This is a genomic window from Micromonospora sp. RTP1Z1, from assembly GCF_033804685.1.
GTDB lineage: Bacteria > Actinomycetota > Actinomycetes > Mycobacteriales > Micromonosporaceae > Micromonospora.
On the sequence record NZ_JAPFQV010000022.1, the window covers coordinates 62250 to 80307 of the forward strand.

The following is an 18058-nucleotide window of genomic DNA, read 5'->3' on the forward strand; positions in this document are numbered from 1 at the left end:
GCGGCCGGATCGTCATGCTCGTCGACAACAAGGTCGAGGGCGACTCCCGGGTGCAGAAGATCGCCCGCTCGGCCGCCGAGGCGGGCTGGGACGTCACGCTGCTCGGCCGGTCACCGTACGAGATGGAGCGCCGCTGGCAGCTCGGCGCCGCCGAGGTCCGGCTGCAGCCGATGCCCGACCCGCTGGACCGGCAACGGCACGAGTTCCGCCGCTCCTGGCTGCGCTGGCCGCTGGCCTACCGGCCGGGCGGCATCGCCGAGCACCGGGCGCAGTGGGTACGGGCCTGGCAGGCCGACCTGACCGTCCGGGCCGCGCTGCTGGAGCAGCGGGCCCGCGCCGGCGAGCTGGACCCGGGCCGGCTGCGTCGGGCCCGCCGGGGACTGCGGCGACGCGCGACGGCGGCCCGGCTGCTTGGTCGCTGGGTGTGGCTGCGCACGAAGATGATGAACCGGGTCCGCAGCGGCCGGAAGTTCCGCAACCCGTGGGACCGGGCGTACACCCTCTTCTGGCAGGCCGTGCGGGGCGACCGCGCCTGGCGGCGGCTGGAGCCCGGGCTGTGGGACTACGAGCTGGCCTACGGCCCGGAACTCGACCGGCTCCGGCCGGACCTGATCCACGCCCACGACTTCCGGATGCTCGGCGTCGGCGCCCGCGCCAAGATCCGCGCCGCCGGGCAGGGCCGGCGGGTCGCGCTCGTCTGGGACGCGCACGAGTTCCTGCCCGGCATCAAGCCGTGGCGCGACCACGCCCGCTGGCTGCCCGCGCACCGGGCGCACGAGCGGGAGTACGCCCCGCACGCCGACGCGGTGCTCACCGTCTCCGACGACCTGGCCGAGCTGCTGCGCCGCGAGCATCGGCTGCCCGCACCGCCGGCCGTTCTGCTCAACGCCCCCGCCGCGGAGCACGGCCCGACCGACGACGCGCCGCCGCCGCGGATCCGCGCCGAGTGCGGCCTCGACGCCGACGTGCCGCTGCTGGTCTACAGCGGCGCGGCCGCGCCGCAACGCGGCCTGGACACCCTCGTCGACGCCCTGCCCCGGCTGCCCGGCGTGCACGTCGCGCTGGTGGTCAACCCCGCGCTGCGGTACGTCGAGCAGCTCGCCGCCCGGGCCGCCCGCGCCGGGGTGGCCGACCGGCTGCACGTCCTGCCGTACGTGCCGCACTGGCAGGTGGTGCCGTTCCTGTCCGGCGCGGACGTCGGGGTGATCCCGATCCACCGCTGGCCCAACCACGAGATCGCGCTGATCACCAAGTTCTTCGAGTACTCGCACGCCCGGCTGCCGCTGGTGGTCAGCGACGTGCGGACCATGGCCGCCACCGTCCGGGAGACCGGTCAGGGCGAGGTGTTCCGGGCGGCGGACGTCGACGACTTCGTCCGGGCGGTGGGCGCCGTGCTCGCCGACCCCGCCCGCCACCGCGCCGCGTACGACCGCCCGGGCCTGCTGGAGAGCTGGACCTGGCGGGCGCAGGCCGAGGTGCTGGACGGCGTCTACCACCGGCTCCTGGTCGACGCCGGCCGGCCGTCCACGCCCGCTGTCGGGACGCCAGCCGCGCCCGTGTCCGACCCGCCGACCATCGAAGGAGCGATCCGATGACCGCGCCCGACGTCAGCGTCGTCGTCCCCATCTACAACACCATGCCTTACCTGCGGAAATGCCTGTCCTCGCTGCTCAGCCAGACCATCGGCCACGAGCGGATGGAGATCGTGGCGGTGGACGACGGCTCGACCGACGGGGGCGGGCGGCTGCTGGACCGGCTCGCCGCCCGGCACCCCGGCACGGTCAAGGTGGTGCACCAGGCCAACTCCGGCGGCCCGGCCGCCCCCTGCAACCGGGGCCTGGAGCTGGCCACCGGCCGGTACGTCTTCTTCCTCGGCTCCGACGACCACCTCGGCCCGGAGGCGTTGGAACGCCTGGTCGCCGCGGCCGACCGGCACCGCTCGGACGTCGTACTGGGCAAGGTGGTCGGGGTCAACGGCCGGCACGTCTTCGCCGACGTCTTCGCCGGCGGGAACGCGGTCGACGTGGATCTGTTCGACTCGGCGCTGCCCTGGTCCCTGGCGAACACGAAGCTGTTCCGGCGGGAGCTGGTCGACCGGCACGGGCTGCGCTTCCCGGAGGACATGCCGGTCCTCAGTGACCAACCGTTCACCCTGGCGGCCTGCTACCGGGCCCGGCGGATCTCGGTGCTCGCCGACCACGACTACTACCACGCGGTACGCCGGCTGAACGCCCGCAACATCACCTACCACAGCCGGGTCGAGGCGCGGCTGGTCAGCGTCGAGCGCCTGTTCGCGTTCGTCGCCGCGCTGATCCCGGCCGGCCCGCGGCGCGACGCGGTGCTGCGCCGGCATGTCGGGCTGGAGCTGGCCAACCTCGTCGGCGACGACTTCCGCCGGCTCGACCGGGCCGAACAGGAGCGGGTGCACGCGGTGGTCCGCCGGCTGGTCGACCGGTACGTCACCGACGACCTGCGGGACCGGCTCGACATCGAGGCGCGGCTGCGGCTCGGCGCGGTGACCGCGGGCGGCGTGGACGACCTGCTCGCCGTGATCGACCAGGACGCCGAACGCGGCGTCCCCCCGACGGTGGTCGAGAACGGCCGGTGGCACGCCGGCTATCCGGGGCCCCGGACCGAGGGCTGGGCCGACGTCACCGACGTCCGGGCCGACTGGCTGGCCAAGCTCGACACCGTCGAGGTGACCTGGGAGGGCGGGCACACCCTCGCGGTGACCACCCGCAGCCCGTACCCGCGGTTCGCGGCCGAGGTCGGTCCGGTCCGGCTGGTCGCCGGGCAGCTCGCCGGCACCACCCTGCTGGACGCCACCGACCCGACCGGCCGCACGGTCCGCACCGACTTCCCGGTGGACCGGCTGCTGGCCGCCAGCGCGGCGACCGGGCAGCGCCACCCGGTCCGCGCCGAGCTGACCGGCACGCACGGCCGGGGCAGCGCTCCGGTCCGCGCGCCGCGGCTGGCCACCGGCCGTCCCCGGCTGCTCCGGCACGGCCTGCGCCTGTACGGCGTCGCCGCCACTGTCGACCCGCGCAGCGGGCAACTGGTCCTCTCGGTGGTCCCGGTGACCGTGGGACAGCTGGTCAGCCGGCTGTCCCGGCGCCTCCGCCGGACCGGGCGGGCCGCCGCCACCCGGGTCGCGCCCGCGCCGATGCCGGTCCTGGCCGGCCCGACGCGGACCGCCGCCCACGCCGCCGGCACCGCCACGACGCCGGCTCCGCTGGGCGACTTGTCGGCGACCGTCGGCGGCACCCGGAAGCACGCCGAGCGCGGCCGGACAGTTACCGTTTCGACCGGACGGTAACTGTCCAGGATCGGCGGTCAGTCCGCGCGCTGGAAATGCCAGACGATGGCGGCCGGGGTGCCGGTGTACGCGACGTCGGCCGCGTCGGCGCACCACCGGCGGGCCTGCGGGCCGCCGCCGTACTCGCTCTCAGCGGTATGCGGGATAGAGCTGCTGGGTCGGGGGCTGTCCCGGCCAGCACCGGCGCAGCCTCGCGATCGTGCCGGTGAACCACTCGGACAGCTCGGGCAGCGCCTGCCCGGCGGTCGCCGTGTCGACCGCAACCTGGAGGGTGTCCAGCAGCTGGCCCCGACGGGAGAAACCCATCGGATGCGGCTGGTCGCCGGCGAGCAGCGCCGGCAGCCGGACCAGTCGCACCAGCGCCCAGGCGGCGGTCGAGTGGGCCATGCCGGTCTGCCACGTCGCGTCGTCCAGCCGGCATCCGCCACCGGCGGCGAGCGCGTCCCGGTACGCGGCCTCGACGCGCGTACCGACGCGGGCCGGGATCCGGGACCAGCACGGGCCGCCGTAGAAGGGCAGCCGCAGGTGTGCGGCATCGAGGAGCACATGCTGGTACCGGGCCGCCTCGAAGTCGAGCAGTCGCGCCCGGCCCCGGCCGATGCGGCAGTTCTGCGGCGCGAAATCGCCGGTGGAGAGCGCGACGAACGGCCCAGCGGCCCCGAGCACGTCGACCACCTGCGTCACCTCCCGCCCGGCGCCGACCGGATCGGGCAGCAGGTCGAGGTGGCCGGACAGGCCGACGAGCCGGGACCACCAGGTGGCGAGGGGCACGTCCGCCAGCGTCACCACCCGGCCCGGATCGGGCGGACAGCCGGCGGCGGTCAGCCGGGCCTCGAAGCGGCCGCGGTGTTCGCGAGTCGCGGCGTGCAGCCGGCCGACCGCCTCGGCGAGCGCGACGAAGCCGGCCGTCGCCGACTCCGGATCCGCGCCGACCAGCAGATCCTCCAGCGCCGGCCCCGCGCCCAGGTCCTCCAGCACCAGGAATCCGCGCCGCTGGTCGTGGGCGAGCAGCCGGGGCCCGACGGCGCAGTCCAGGTCCGCCAGCAGGGTGAGCGCCGCGCGCTCACGGCCCAGGTCGTTGCCGGGGCGGCCGCCCCGCGGCCGGCGCGCTTTCACGACGACCGACCGCACGCCCCAGCCCACCGGTCCGGTCACCACGTGCCGGTTGATCCACGGGTACGCCCCGTGCCGCGCGGACCAGCCGTCGGCGACGGGAACCGGTGGGCCCACCCGTACCGGCCCGCCGACGGCGGCGGTCAGCGCCGCGGCCACCGTCCGGGCCAGCCGCGAGGCGTCCGGTTCCATCCGGCGACGGTACCCGGGCGGACGCCGGCCCGTCGCCCGCCGCCAGCAGGTCGGACGTGTCCGGTCAGAGTGGGCGGGGGTGGGGCTGGTCCAGCGGCATCGGCACCTGGAGGAAGGTCGTGCCGCGCAGGTCCAGCCAGGCCCGGTCGGGCGCCCGGACCAGCCGAAGCATCACCCCGCTGCAAACCGGGCAGCGGCCGACCAGGCCCGGCGCGTGCGAGAAGACGTGCAGCCCGGCCACCGGGCCGAGCGTCCCGCACGAGTCACAGCGGCCGGTGGCGCTGCTCAGGTCCACGGCGAACAGCTCGCGCAGGGGCCCGTCGAGCATGTTGCCGTCCAGGTAGGACATGTCGGTCATCAGGTCTCCCCCTCGCCGTTCAACCGGTCGGGCCGAACCGTTCGGTCTTCACCCGCCGGGTCTGGTGCCCCAGCCCGACCAGCAGGTCCGCCACTGTCTCCACGAAACCGGTCGGGCCGCAGACGTAGCAGAGCGGCTCGAGGTCGGCCGGCCAGCCGTGGGTGTTCACGTCGGCCAGGCCGACTCGGTGCGGTTCGCCCCGCCACCCCTCGGGTGCCTCCCGGGTGTACACGTACGACACGTCCAGGCCCTGGTCGTCGCGGGCCCGGCGGCGCAGCTCCTCGGCGTAGAAGACGTCCGCCGGGGTGCGCACCGAGTAGATCAGCCGGAAGGGCACCCGGCTGCCCGCCTCGCGACGGGCCCGGACCATCGTCATCAGCGGCACCACCCCCGAGCCGCCGGCCACCAGCAGCACCGGCGCGGTCTCCTCGGTACGCCAGACGAACCAGCCGCCGACCGGGCCGCGCACCTCCACCGGGTCGCCCTCGGCGTAGACGTCGATCAGGTACGGCGAGACCTCCCCGTCGGGCACCCGCTGGACGGTCAGCGCGATCCGGTCGCCCTCGGCCAGCCCGGCGAGGGAGTACGAACGGGCGGCCTGGTAGCCGTCCGGGGCGGTGAGCCGGACGTCGACGTGCTGCCCGGCCAGGTGCCCCGGCCACCCGGGCACCTCCAGGACGAGGGTTTGCGCGGTCGGCGTCTCCACCCGGCGCTCCACCAGCCGGGCCACCCGCCACCTCAGCGGGGTGCTCACCCGGCCGCCGGTCGTGGGCGCGGCCACCTCAGTCGCCCTGGTAGCGCTGCTCACGCCAGGGGTCGCCGTAGTCGTGGTAGCCGGCGGTCTCCCAGAAGCCCGGCTTGTCGTCGACCAGCAGCCGGATGCCGCGCACCCACTTCGCCGACTTCCAGAAGTAGAGGTGCGGGACGAGCAGCCGGGCCGGGCCGCCGTGCTCGGCGGGAAGCGGGCCGCCGTCGTAGGTGTGCGCCAGCCAGGCCCGGCCGCCGCGCAGGTCGTCCAGGGGCAGGTTGGTGGTGTACCCGCCGTACGAGTGGACCAGCGCGTACCGCGCGGCGGTGTCGATCCCCTCCAGCAGGGTGTCCAGCGACACCCCCTGCCAGCTGGTACCGAGCTTGGACCACCGGGTCACGCAGTGGATGTCCACCGTGGGCGTGTCCAGCGGCAGGCCCATCAGCTCGTTCCAGGACCACCGGAACTCGGCGCCGCCCTCGGTGGACAGGACGAACTCCCAGGTGTCCAGCGGCACTTTCGGCGTCGGGCCGGCGGAGAGCACCGGAAAGTCCTCGGTCAGGTACTGGCCCGGCGGCAGGGCCAGCTCGGCCGAGCGGGGCCGGCCCTGAAAGCCCGGCGAGACAATTCCCACCCGACAGTCGTACCACCCGCGGGTGGGGTCGGACACCCCGATCGGCCGGACCCGCCGCGGTGGTGACCCACCGCGGCGGCCGGTCGGGGTCAGTGCCGCTCGGTGACGATCTCGGTGTCGCCGGGCTCGTGGTCGCGGGTGGCGCGCAGGCTGGTCAGGGTCACGACCACCAGGACCCCGATGATCACGCCGAGCGAGGCGAGGGTCGGGATCTGCGGCACCCCGGCCCAGATGCCGTGCGCCCAGTGCAGGCCGAGCTTGACCCCGATGAAGGCGAGGATGATGGCCAGGCCGTAGCTGAGGTGGACCAGCCGGCTGAGCGCGGCGTGCAGCACGAAGTAGAGCGCCCGCAGGCCGAGCAGGGCGAACGCGTTGGTCGCGAAGACCAGGTACGGGTCCTCGGTGATGCCGTAGACGGCGGGCACCGAGTCGACGGCGAAGACGATGTCGGTGGCGAGCACCGCGACCACCACGAGCGCGAACGGGGTGAGCGCGCGGCGCCCGTGCTGCCGGATGGTCATCCTCGGGCCGTGGTAGTCCTCGACCACCGGCATGAACCGGCGCAGCAGCTTCACCGACCGCATCTTGTTGATGTCGACCTCCTGCTGGTGCCCGGAGAGGGCATCGCGCAGCAGCTTGACCGCGGTGGCGATCAGGATGAGGCCGAACAGCAGGAAGGCGAAGTCGAGCGTCTGCAGGGCGGCGGCGCCGAGGGCGATGAAGATCGCGCGGAGCACCAGCGCGCCGGCGATGCCGTAGAGCAGCACCCGCTGGGCGAGCACGGCGGGCACCGCGAAGGCGGCCAGCAGCAGCATGAAGACGAAGAGGTTGTCGACCGAGAGCGACTTCTCCACCAGGTAACCGGTGAGGTACTGCACGCCCAGTTCCGAGCCGAAGCGGGACCAGATCCAGGCGCCGAACGCCAGCGGCAGGGCGATGTAGAACGCCGACCAGCCGAGGGCCTCCTTGATCGACACCTCGTGCGGGCGGCGGGTGACCAGGAAGTCCAGCACCAGCAGGGCGAGCACCCCGGCGATGGTCATCCCCCACAGCGTGGGGGTGCCCACCGACGACAGCTCGCCGGCGGACAGGTTTGACAATTCGGGCATGGGGGCCTCCTCGAACACCGTGACATGTTCGAGGTCTCCTTCACCCACCGTTCTCGTGGGCAACCACCCGAGGCGCGCCCGGGGCGCGCCGTACTGACCGGAATGGTTCGTGGGAAGTACTCCCCTCGTGGCGTCAAGATTAGGGCCGGCTCACCTCGTCCGCCAAGTCGGACCCTCCGCCCCAGGTCAGCTGGTTGCCCTGGTCAACCGCTGTGTGCCGGTACGCCGACGGCCCAGGGGGCGACGGGGTGGACGGCCGACGCCTATCGTGGCCCGATGACCGACGACCCAGCGCCCGCCCCGGTCGGCCCCCTCTCCGGCGTCCGGGTGATCGAGCTGGCCGGCATCGGGCCCGGCCCGTTCGCCGCGATGATGCTGGCCGACCTCGGCGCCGACGTGGTGCGGGTGGACCGGACGGCACCCGCCGGATTCGGCAGCCCGCCCGGGGACCTGCTCAACCGAAACCGCCGCTCCCTCGCCGTGGACCTCAAGTCGGCGGCCGGCCGGGAGGTGGTGCTGGCCCTGGTCGGGCGGGCGGACGCGCTGGTGGAGGGCTTCCGCCCGGGGGTGACCGAGCGACTCGGGCTCGGCCCCGACGACTGCCTCGCGGTCAACCCACGCCTGGTGTACGGCCGGATGACCGGCTGGGGGCAGCACGGTCCCCTCGCGGCGACCGCCGGGCACGACATCGACTACCTGGCGCTGACCGGCGCGCTGCACGGCATCGGCCGGGCCGGCGAGCGCCCGGTCCCGCCGATGAACCTGCTCGGCGACTTCGGCGGCGGCGGCATGATGCTGGCCCTGGGCGTGGTGGCCGCCCTCTACGCCGTCCGGGCCGGCGCGCCCGGCCAGGTGGTCGACGCGGCCATCGTGGACGGCGTGTCGGTGCTCGCCACGCAGATCCATGCGCTGCGCCGGTTCGGCATGTGGCAGGACGAGCGGGGGGTGAACCTCCTCGACGGCGGCGCGCCCTTCTACGACACGTACGAGTGCGCCGACGGGCGGCACCTCGCCGTCGGCGCGCTGGAGCCCCGGTTCTACGACGAACTGGTCCAGCTCACCGGATTCCCGCTCCCCGGCGACGAGGCGCCGGACCGGACCGACCCGGCGAACTGGCCCGCGCTGCGCGAGGCGTGGGGCCGGCTGTTCCGCACCCGTACCCGGGACGAGTGGGCGGAGCTGCTGGCCGGGTCGGACGCCTGCGTCGCGCCGGTGCTGGACTGGCGGGAGGCGCCGGAGCATCCCCACCTGGCCGCCCGGGGCGTCTTCGTCGAGCACGACGGGGTGACCCAGCCGGCCCCGGCGCCGCGTTTCTCCGGCACCCCGACCTCGGTACGCCGACCGCCGCCGCAGCCCGGCGAGCACACCGACGAACTACTGGCGGAGGCTGGCTTCGACGCCGACCGGATCGCCGCCCTGCGCGCCGAAGGCGCGATCGGCTAACCGTGCCCCGGCCCGCGGCGACGGGTCACCCGCGGCGAGGCGCCGACGGCGGCGCCTGGTCAGCCGCGGCGCAGGGTCGCCCCGGGGGCCAGGGCCGGCTCCACCATGTCCCGGTAGTCGCGCGGCAGCTGCACCACGATGTCGTCGAACTCGCCACCGCTGACCGCCTCGCGCAGCGTGGTGAAGACCGCCCGGATCGCGTCCCGGGCGGCGTTCTCGTCGATGCCGGCCCGCTGGCCGACCCGGGCGACGAACTCGGCCGCGCCGAACCGGTCGGCCGCCTCCGTGCCCGGGCTCGGCTTCAGCACCAGTTGGAGGGGCTTCGGCAGCTGGGCCGCCAGGTCGAGCAGCTCGCCCCCGGTCAACCGCTCGGCCAGCGTCTCCAACGTGGCCCGGGTCAACTCGACCGCCCGTTCCGACGGCGCCCGGGTCCGCTGCGCGACCTGGTCGACGAAGGTGTCGTAGTTCATCGGTGGTCCCCCTTCGGCTCTTCGCCGTCGCCGCGTACCCGCCGGGCGGGGGCGGAAACGGGCCGCCGATTTCCGCGTACGGGCATGCGTGACGTCACGACCGGCGGGTAATCGCCGCCGGTCGTGACCGCAACCGACGCGCGAGGAGCCCTACCCATGGCGAGTTACACCGACGTCCTCGACTACCTGTCCGCGCTGGACTACCCGGCCGGTAAGGACGACGTCGTCCGCGAGGCCGAACGGGAGGGCGCGCCGCCGGACGTGCTGCGGGCCCTGCGGGCGCTGCCACCGGTCGACTACGCCAACGGCAACGAGGTGGCCCGGTCGGCCGGCATCGACGCCGCCCCGGAGGTCGGCCCCTCGCAGCGGGCGGCGCAGGCCCGGGACAAGCGGCACCAGCGGGTCTCGCAGCACCTGCGCGGCATCTGACCCGCCGCCGGCGGTGCGGCGCACGGTTAGCCACCCGGACGGACACACCCCGGTTGCGCTCCAGCTCATCGTGATGGGGCTGGTCGGGGTGGCCTGCGGTGGACTGTTCGGGGCCCTGGTCTCGCCGACGGTCGGCCCGCTGGTGGGCTGGGACGCCGCCGCGCTGAGCTGGCTGGTCCTGCTCTGGCGTCGGCTGTGGCGCATGGACGCCGCCGGTACCGCGCGGCTCGCGGTGCACGAGGACCCGAACCGGGCGGTGCGGGACGTGCTGCTGCTGGGCGCCTGCCTGGCCAGCCTGCTCGCGGTCGGGGTGGTGCTGACCACCGCGCACTCGACTCGTCGCGGGCCACCGCTGGACGCCTACGATGGGCTGGCCGTGCTCAGCGTGGTGCTCTCCTGGTTCGTCGTGCACACGGTCTTCACCACCCGGTACGCCCGGCTGTATTACGGCGGGGAGCCGGGCGGGGTGAACTTCCACCAGGACGATCCGCCCTGCTACGCGGAATTCGCGTACCTGGCGTTCACGGTAGGGGCGACGTTCCAGGTCTCCGACACCGACCTGTCCAGCGCGGAGATACGCCGGACCGTGCTGCGACACGCGCTGCTGTCGTACCTCTTCGGGGCGGTGATCGTCGCGGCGACGGTGAACCTGATCGCCGGCCTGGCGAAGTAGACGCCTGGTGACAGGCGGGCGCCCCGGGTCACGAACCGCGACCTGGGGCGCCACGCAGCACCTGCTCCCGGCGGTCCGCGCCCGAACCGGGTCGCGACCGACAGGCGGTGGATGTTCGCCCGAACCGGGCGGGCATCGCTGCCACGATCATCATACGATGCCGGGTCAGCCTTTCGGGTGAGTATCGCGGAACTGTGTCCCGCGGCACGTCCCGATCAGCCGGTCAGCTCCGCGTACCGCTTCTCCAGGTCCACCCGGGCCAACGCCCCGACCAGCCAGGCCAACCGCTCCGACTCGCCGCTGCCGGCCAGGTTGGCCAGGTCGTCGGCGGAACGGCCCAGACCCAGGCGGCGCGCGGCCACCAGGGCCCGGCGGTCGGCCACCGGCGCCACCTCCCGCCACACCGCCTGCGCCTCCCGCAGGAACAGCTCGGTCACCTCGTCGTCCACTCCGGGCAGGTCGGTGAGCAGCTTCCGCTCCCGGGCCGGATCCTGGTGCGCCGCCGTCCGCAACCGCCGCAGGTCGCCCCGGTAGCGCTCCACGACGGTCTGGGCGAGGTCGCCCAGCACGTCGGCGAGCCCGTCCACGTCGCCGCGCTGGCCGTGCGCGCGCAGCACCCGCACCCGGTCGACGTGCATCGAACGGGCCAACCGGGCGGCGCTGTCCCAACCCTCGTCGCGCAGCGCGGCCGCGGCCTCCACCGCCCGGCGGAAATCCCCCTTCCGGGACAGCAGGACGGACAGACAGAGCACCTGGAACAGGCTGGACGGGTTGTTCAGGACCCGGAAGCCGTACTGTTCGGCGAAACCGCGACCGTCACCGGCGAGCCGGCGTACCAGTCGCTTCTTGTCCTCGATGCTGGAGATCGCACTGGTCGGCATGCCCGGCGTCTACCCAGGACGGGGCCGCCCAATCAGCCGATGAGGCCGCCGCGACGGTCGCGGGCCTTGAGCCGGGTGGTGGGCAGCGCCGGGGCCGGCAGCGTCGGCGCCGGGTCGTCGGCCACCGTCCCGAACCGCCGGCCGGCCATCCAGTCCTCCCGGGCGGCCGCGACCTCCTCGTGCGACCGGCCCACGAAGTTCCACCACATCACGAGGGGCTCGTCGAAGGGCGCGCCACCCAGCAGCAGCAGCCGGCTGCCCGGTGCCGCGCGCAGGGTCAAGGCGTCCCGGCCGGCGCCCAGGTAGAGCAGCGCGCCCGTAGCGAACGGCACCCCGTCCGCCACCGCCGAGCCGGACATCGCCAGCAGCCCGTACTCGAAGTCGCGGCGCAGCGGCAGCGTGGCCGGCGCCGGACCGCGCACCTCGAGCTGCGCGCCGACCAGCGGGGTGTGCACCACGGCCGGGGAGCGTTCGCCGCCGGCCTCACCCACCAGCAGGGTGATGTCCAGGTCGCCGTCACGCCAGCGGGGTAGCTCCGCGTGGTGGGCGAAATCGGCCGCACCGGCCCGCGCCGGGTCGGGCAGCGCCACCCACAGCTGCACGCCGTGCATGACCGGCGGATGCTCCGCCGGTGACCGCTCGGAGTGGGCGATGCCGTGGCCGGAGGTCATCACGTTCAACTGGCCGGGCCGGATCGGCTGCACGTTGCCCAGGCTGTCCCGGTGCAGGATCTCCCCGTCGAGCAGCCAGGTCACCGTCTGCAGGCCCGTGTGCGGGTGCGGCGGCACCTCCATACCAGGCCGTTCCGCGACGTCGTCCGGTCCGAAGTGGTCGACGAAACACCAGGCCCCGACCAACCGGCGCTGCCGCTGCGGCAGCAACCGACGCACCGTGGTGTACCGCCCCAGCGGCACGTCGTGGCCGGGGAGCAGCACGCTGCCCGGGTCGGTGGAGGCCACGCCGGGTGGCAGGGTCTGCGCCGGCAACGATTCGGTACGGTCCACCGCCCCGACTGTACGCTCAAGCCTCCTCGACGGTCACGGTGTTCGCCCCCGCCATCAGGTCGACGTAGAGCCGGTCGACCGCGCGGTCCCAGCCGGGCGAGCTGACCAGGTCGCCGGCCGCCACCCCGTCCCGACGCTCCTGGTACACCGCTAGGGAGCCGGCGCCGGAGGCGGCGCGGACCCGGACCGGCAACGCGTCGGGAACCCGGACGGTCAGCTGGCTCGTCCCACCGGTCAGCCGCACGGTCAGTGTCCCGGTGAGCCGGGGCAGCCGCAGCTCGGTCCGGGACGAGCCACCGACCAGCTCGATCCCGGCCAGCCGGCCCCCACTCAGGTCGAGCAGCTGGTCGCTGACCCCGCCCGCCAGCCGCAGTCGCCACTCGACCCGGGAGTTGAGCAACACCTGGACGGCGGCCGGACCGCGTCGCCCGTTCTCCTCGACGCGCAGCCGCACCCGGTCGCCGCGCACCTCCGGGCGCGGCGTCACACCCCCGTCGGCCGGCACCTCGATCCGATACAGCTCGTCGCCGAGGTCGGCCGTGCGCAGCCCGAACGCGGTCAACCCGTCCACCAGCTCGAAGCTGGCCCGGCGCCGGCCGGCGGTCGTCACGGACGGGGGTTCGGCGCCGGAAAAGGCGAAGCCCAGTCGGGCCGGGTGGGACAGCGTCGCCGCCACGGCGACGACGCCGAGGGCCACCACCAGCACGGCGGCGGCGCTCAGCAGGCGGACCGGAACGGGCCAGGACCAGCGCCGGAACGGCACCGGGCCACCGGACACCTCGATCGCCGGATCCTCGCCGGCCGCCTCGACCCGGCGATACCTGTCGTCGTCCTCGGACACGGCCATGCTGATCCCCTCTCCCCGGTCCCCGCGGGGGTACGTACCCAGCAGTCGTCGGATCAGCCGGGCCTGCCTTGCTCCGTGGGCGTGGTTGCGCTTTGGGGCTGGGGGCGACCGTCCGCTGGTCGCGGTCTTTTCTGCGGTACGTGGACATGCCGCTGGCCGGCACCCCGGTGTTGGGGTGCCGGCCAGCGGCTTGTCACGCGTCTCTTCGCTTGTGTCAGCTGTTCCAGTACTGGGCGACGAGGTCGGCGGCCTGCTGCTCCCACTGGGCGTAGGCGTCCGGGTAAGCCGACACCTGCACCGTCTGCGCGGCCTGCGTCAGCGGCATGTCCTGCCACCCGTCGACCTGCTTCAAACCCTTCAGGAACGCGGTCGTGGCGTACTCGGGGTCGGTGATCTGCTCCGGCGTACCCCAACCCGAGGTCGGACGCTGCTGGAACAGGCCCAGCGAGTCGTGGTCGTTGGCGTCACCCAGATGACCCAGGTTCTCCAACTTCGACTCCTGCAAGCTCGTGGCGATCGAGATGACCGCGGCCCGCTCCGGCAGACCCGCCTTCTTCGTCGCCGCGATGATCGCCTTCACGTTGCCGGTCTGCTCACCGTTCAGCGTGATCTTCGACTGGGCGCCCTGCACACCATGCGGAATCAGCTTGCCCATGTCCGGCTTGTCAGCCTGCACCGCCACCGCGGCGGGCTTGCCGGCCACCGGGCCCGTGTCGGCGTGGGCGGCGATCGGACCGGCGAACACACCACCGGTAAACGCCAGACCAGCAACACCCAGCACGCTCTTACGCAGAATCGAGTTCATGACGAAGCTCCTCGGGGGGTTGGCGCACATCCGACGGGGGTCGGGACATGCGCAAGCACCACGTCAGGCGCCCAAAGTTTCAAGGGGGGAAGTCTCTGCCCGATGTCAACCGCGGGGCGGGGGGCCTCTTCACGGCGTCGGGACCATGTGTAACGACCGCCGGCCCGCCATCATTCCGGGGGCCCGTCCACCAGCCCATCGAGCGGGCCAGGTACTCGGTCGTACGCGATATGTAACGACCCCCGGCCCCCCACCATTCCGCCGCCAGCATGCCACCGGTCACACCCCGAACCCGACATCCGGCACCACACCACCCGAGGGCGCGGCCCAGAACCGGACAACCGACACCAGAGACCCGACCCGCCGGCAACCACACCCACCGGACACCCCGGCACCAACCCGGCGGACCCCGCCCAGGAACCGAAAGGCACGGCGGGCCACAACCACCCACGGACCCGCAACAAGCCGAACCCCCGAAGGCTCAGGATGAGGCGCGATCCCGCACCTTCGCCGCACACGCCGACACCACCGACCGCGCGTCCAGCCCCAGGCTCTCGATGGCGACGAGCGCCGTGAAGGCGACGTCCGCCAGCTCCGCCGCCACGTCCTCGCGGCGGTGCGTCACGCCCTTGCGCGGGTTCTGCCCGAGCACCCCGATCCAGGCCGCGGCCGCCTCCCCCGCCTCCTCGGTGAGCTTCAGGATCCGACAGGTCAGCTCGGCGTCGCCGGTGCCGTTGGCGGCGTCCAGCCAGCCGCGCGAGGCCCGGACCGCGTCCCAGATCAACTCGTCCACCCGATCAGTGAACCGGACAGCGGTGACGATCCGTATCCGGGGGCGTCGGCGGGATGCCGATCCGGCGGTGGCGACGAGGCGGCCGCCGGGACCGGAAGGGACGTGTCGGTGATGCCGGAGGCAGTCGAGACGGTGTTCGCCAGTGTGGTCAGGCGGAACCCGGGTGGCCCGAGTTCCACCAGGCCGTGCGGGAGGTGCTGGAGAGCATCGGCCCGGCGCTGGCCCGTCACCCCGAGTACGCGCACGCGCGGATCATCGAGCGGATCTGCGAGCCGGAGCGGCAGGTCATCTTCCGGGTGCCGTGGGAGGACGACCACGGCCGGGTCCGGGTGAACCGTGGCTTCCGGGTGGAGTTCAACAGCGCGCTCGGCCCTTTCAAGGGCGGCCTGCGCTTCCACCCGTCGGTGTACCTGGGGATCGTCAAGTTCCTCGGCTTCGAGCAGATCTTCAAGAACGCGCTGACCGGGCTGCCGATCGGCGGCGGCAAGGGCGGCGCCGACTTCGACTCGAAGGGCCGTTCGGACCGCGAGGTGATGCACTTCTGCCAGAGCTTCATGACCGAGCTGTACCGGCACATCGGCGCGCAGACCGACGTGCCGGCCGGGGACATCGGGGTCGGCGGCCGGGAGATCGGCTACCTGTTCGGCCAGTACAAGCGGATCACCAACCGGTACGAGTCGGGGGTGCTGACCGGCAAAGGCCTGTCGTACGGGGGCGCGCAGGTGCGACGGGAGGCCACCGGGTACGGGGCGGCCTTCTTCGCCGAGGAGATGCTGAAGCAGACCGGGGACAGCCTCGACGGCAAGCGGGTGGTGGTCTCCGGTTCGGGCAACGTGGCGACGTACGCGATCGAGAAGGTGCACCAGCTCGGCGGGACGGTGGTGGCCTGCTCGGACTCGGACGGCTACGTGCTGGACGAGAAGGGCATCGAGCTGGAGCTGCTGCGGGAGCTGAAGGAGGAACGCCGGGCCCGGCTGGACGACTACGTGCGGCACGTGCCGCACGCGGTGGCGGTCTCCGGTCGTACCGTGTGGGAGGTCCCGTGTGATCTGGCCCTGCCGTGCGCGACGCAGAACGAGATCGGCGGCGCGGAGGCCGCGGCGCTGGTGGCTGGCGGCTGCGTCGCGGTGGTGGAGGGGGCCAACATGCCGACCGCCCCGGAGGCGGTGCGGATCCTCGGGCGGGCGGGGGTGCGGTTCGCCCCGGGCAAGGCGGCCAACGCCGGCGGGGTCGCGGTGAGTGCGCTGGAGATGCAGCAGAACGCCAGCCGCGACTCGTGGACGTTCGACCAGTCGGAGCAGCGGCTGCGGGAGACCATGCGGGACATCCACGCCCGCTGCCGGGCCACCGCCGAGGAGTACGGGCTGCCCGGCGACTACGTGGCCGGGGCGAACATCAACGGGTTCCGGCGGGTGGCGGAGGCGATGCTGGCGCACGGTCTGGTGTGAGCGACCACTGTGGGCGGATCGGGCGGACCTGACTGACCGTTCGGTCAGGGAGTGATTGACAGCGATCGACAGCAGGCCTAGTTTCAGGGCGCTACCGGCCGGTAGGCCTCCGTCCCGCCTGGTCGCCCCAGGTGGGCGGCACCGTCCCCGGGGGAGCAACGATGCTGACCTCAACCACCCGTCTGGTCCGCCGCCTGCTCGCCGCCGGCGCGGCCCTGACCCTCACGGTCGGGCTCGCCGGCGCGGCGCCGGCCGTCGCCGCCGACCACCACGACGACGGCAGCCAGCCGCTGCCCGGCTACACCATCAGCAACCCGCCGCTGGACCCGCTGGTCGTGCGGGGCGCCCCCACCACCGTCCGGCAGGGCGTGCACGAACACGCCGGCTACATCATCGAGGTACCCGCCGACTGGAACGGCGACCTGGTGATGTGGACGCACGGCTACCGCGGCCAGACCACCGTCCTCTCCCCGGAGACGCCGGCGTTCGGCCTGCGGCAGCGGATGCTGGAGCAGGGGTACGCCTGGGCGTCGTCGTCGTACTACAGCAACGGCTTCGACATCCGCTCCGGCGTGCTGAGCACCCGGGACCTCGCCGACCTCTACCGTCGTACCGTGAAGCGACCCCACCGGGTGCTGATGGCCGGGGTGTCGATGGGTGGCTACATCATCGGCAGGTCGCTGGAGCAGCACCCCGGCTTCTACGACGGGGCGCTGCCGATGTGCGGGGTGCTCGGCGACCACCAGCTGCTCGACTTCTTCCTGGACTACAACCTCGTCGCGCAGGCGCTCGCCGGGGTCCGGGCGTACCCCACGCCGACGGACTACCTCAGCAACGCGGTGCCGAAGATCCAGGTGGCGCTCGGCCTGGCCGGGCTCGCACCGGGCGGCCCGGACACCACCAACGAGCTGGGCAAGCAGCTCCGTGCCATCACCGTCAACCGCTCCGGCGGGAACCGGCCCGGCGCCGAGGCCTCATTCGCGGTCTGGAAGGACTTCCTCTTCGCGATCAGCACCACCAGCGGCGGGGACTCCCCCGCGCAGCGGCCAGGGCAGCTCGCCACCAACCTGCTGACCCGGTACACCCCGAACAGCCCGGTGGACGTCAACGCCACCGTCCAGCGGGTCGCCCCGGAGAACCTGTGGCAGCGCCTCTCCCCCGCGCTGACCGAGGTGCCCCGGATCAACGGCCGGCCGACCGCGCCGGTACTCAGCCTGCACGACCTCGGCGACCTCTTCGTGCCCTTCTCCATGGAGCAGGCGTACGCCCAGGACGCGGCGTGGCACGGGCGCAGCCGGCTGGTGGTGCAGCGGGCGATCCGGGCCTCCCAGCACTGCGAGTTCAGCCCGACCGAGGCCGGCGCCGCCTGGGACGACCTCACCAACTGGGTACGCACGGGTAACCGGCCGGCGGGGGACGCGGTCACCGATCCTCGGGCGGTGGCAGCGCCCGACTTCGGCTGCCGGTTCAGCGACCGGGCCGCCTACGCCGCGGGGGCCGGCACCCGGCGCCTGTACGCGCCCTGCCCCTGAATGGGGCTGGGGCGACCGTCCGCTGGTCGCGGTCTTTTCTGCGGTACGTGGACATGCCGCTGGCCGGCACCCCGGTGTTGGGGTGCCGGCCAGCGGCTTGTCACGCGTCTCTTCGCTTGTGTCAGCTGTTCCAGTACTGGGCGACGAGGTCGGCGGCCTGCTGCTCCCACTGGGCGTAGGCGTCCGGGTAAGCCGACACCTGCACCGTCTGCGCGGCCTGCGTCAGCGGCATGTCCTGCCACCCGTCGACCTGCTTCAGACCC

General features: G+C 73.6%; 17 protein-coding genes and 1 pseudogene. 7 read left to right on the plus strand and 11 right to left on the minus strand.

Annotated elements, in window-relative coordinates; translation table 11 throughout:
• The first annotated feature begins 14 nt into the window (after positions 1-14).
• On the plus strand, positions 15-1595 hold the full coding sequence (locus SLP03_RS13720) for a glycosyltransferase family 4 protein (protein WP_319460983.1): 1581 nt from the start codon (positions 15-17) through the stop codon (positions 1593-1595).
• A complete protein-coding gene (locus SLP03_RS13725; RefSeq protein ID WP_319460961.1) occupies positions 1592-3316 on the plus strand; it encodes a glycosyltransferase family 2 protein in 1725 nt (574 codons plus the stop codon). Before SLP03_RS13720 ends, SLP03_RS13725 begins: the two co-directional genes overlap by 4 nt.
• 129 nt (positions 3317-3445) lie before the next feature.
• Here SLP03_RS13725 and SLP03_RS13730 read toward each other — a convergent pair whose 3' ends face one another.
• The 5 genes from SLP03_RS13730 to SLP03_RS13750 all read right to left on the minus strand — a co-directional run bounded on the left by SLP03_RS13730 (position 3446) and on the right by SLP03_RS13750 (position 7470).
• Positions 3446-4621 (minus strand): hypothetical protein, encoded by a 1176-nt coding sequence (locus tag SLP03_RS13730; RefSeq protein ID WP_319460962.1) that lies wholly within the window; start codon positions 4619-4621, stop codon positions 3446-3448.
• 64 nt (positions 4622-4685) lie between these two features.
• Complete coding sequence (locus SLP03_RS13735; protein ID WP_319460963.1) at positions 4686-4979, minus strand: DUF6510 family protein; 294 nt, start codon at positions 4977-4979, stop codon at positions 4686-4688.
• A gap of 19 nt (positions 4980-4998) precedes the next feature.
• Positions 4999-5760, minus strand: a complete 762-nt coding sequence (locus SLP03_RS13740) for a ferredoxin reductase (RefSeq protein ID WP_319460964.1) — start codon at positions 5758-5760, stop codon at positions 4999-5001.
• A gap of 1 nt (position 5761) precedes the next feature.
• The gene (locus tag SLP03_RS13745) at positions 5762-6361 is read right to left on the minus strand and encodes a sulfite oxidase-like oxidoreductase (RefSeq protein ID WP_319460965.1); all 600 of its coding nucleotides are present in this window, start codon (positions 6359-6361) and stop codon (positions 5762-5764) included.
• An 89-nt stretch (positions 6362-6450) separates the two neighbouring features.
• Positions 6451-7470 carry a TerC/Alx family metal homeostasis membrane protein gene (locus SLP03_RS13750; protein ID WP_319460966.1) on the minus strand — a complete coding sequence of 340 codons (1020 nt, stop codon included), beginning with the start codon at positions 7468-7470 and terminating at the stop codon, positions 6451-6453.
• A 276-nt stretch (positions 7471-7746) separates the two neighbouring features.
• Between SLP03_RS13750 and SLP03_RS13755 the strand changes: the two genes are divergently transcribed.
• Positions 7747-8913 (plus strand): CaiB/BaiF CoA-transferase family protein, encoded by a 1167-nt coding sequence (locus SLP03_RS13755; RefSeq protein ID WP_319460967.1) that lies wholly within the window; start codon positions 7747-7749, stop codon positions 8911-8913.
• Positions 8914-8972: 59 nt separating this feature from the next.
• Here the strand turns inward: SLP03_RS13755 and SLP03_RS13760 are convergent, their stop codons facing one another.
• Positions 8973-9383, minus strand: a complete 411-nt coding sequence (locus SLP03_RS13760; protein WP_319460968.1) for a DUF2267 domain-containing protein — start codon at positions 9381-9383, stop codon at positions 8973-8975.
• Positions 9384-9539: 156 nt separating this feature from the next.
• Here SLP03_RS13760 and SLP03_RS13765 point away from each other — a divergent pair, with 156 nt between their 5' ends.
• Both SLP03_RS13765 and SLP03_RS13770 read left to right on the plus strand, forming a co-directional pair.
• A complete protein-coding gene (locus SLP03_RS13765) occupies positions 9540-9812 on the plus strand; it encodes a DUF2795 domain-containing protein (protein WP_319460969.1) in 273 nt (90 codons plus the stop codon).
• A gap of 13 nt (positions 9813-9825) precedes the next feature.
• Positions 9826-10485, plus strand: a complete 660-nt coding sequence (locus SLP03_RS13770) for a DUF1345 domain-containing protein (RefSeq protein ID WP_319460970.1) — start codon at positions 9826-9828, stop codon at positions 10483-10485.
• A gap of 215 nt (positions 10486-10700) precedes the next feature.
• Here SLP03_RS13770 and SLP03_RS13775 read toward each other — a convergent pair whose 3' ends face one another.
• The 5 genes from SLP03_RS13775 to SLP03_RS13795 form a co-directional block, all read right to left on the minus strand.
• Positions 10701-11366 (minus strand): hypothetical protein, encoded by a 666-nt coding sequence (locus tag SLP03_RS13775; protein WP_319460971.1) that lies wholly within the window; start codon positions 11364-11366, stop codon positions 10701-10703.
• 32 nt (positions 11367-11398) lie between these two features.
• Entirely contained in the window at positions 11399-12370 is a 972-nt protein-coding gene (locus SLP03_RS13780) for a pirin family protein (RefSeq protein WP_319460972.1), read from the minus strand.
• Positions 12371-12386: 16 nt separating this feature from the next.
• The gene (locus SLP03_RS13785) at positions 12387-13217 is read right to left on the minus strand and encodes a hypothetical protein (RefSeq protein WP_319460973.1); all 831 of its coding nucleotides are present in this window, start codon (positions 13215-13217) and stop codon (positions 12387-12389) included.
• 214 nt (positions 13218-13431) lie between these two features.
• On the minus strand, positions 13432-14022 hold the full coding sequence (locus tag SLP03_RS13790) for a hypothetical protein (protein ID WP_319460974.1): 591 nt from the start codon (positions 14020-14022) through the stop codon (positions 13432-13434).
• A 481-nt stretch (positions 14023-14503) separates the two neighbouring features.
• Positions 14504-14815 carry a hypothetical protein gene (locus SLP03_RS13795; protein ID WP_319460975.1) on the minus strand — a complete coding sequence of 104 codons (312 nt, stop codon included), beginning with the start codon at positions 14813-14815 and terminating at the stop codon, positions 14504-14506.
• 111 nt (positions 14816-14926) lie between these two features.
• Between SLP03_RS13795 and gdhA the strand changes: the two are divergent.
• Both gdhA and SLP03_RS13805 read left to right on the plus strand, forming a co-directional pair.
• Positions 14927-16263 (plus strand): annotated as a pseudogene (gene gdhA / locus SLP03_RS13800) (NADP-specific glutamate dehydrogenase).
• Positions 16264-16424: 161 nt separating this feature from the next.
• Positions 16425-17795 (plus strand): hypothetical protein, encoded by a 1371-nt coding sequence (locus SLP03_RS13805; RefSeq protein ID WP_319460977.1) that lies wholly within the window; start codon positions 16425-16427, stop codon positions 17793-17795.
• The last annotated feature ends 263 nt before the right edge of the window (positions 17796-18058 follow it).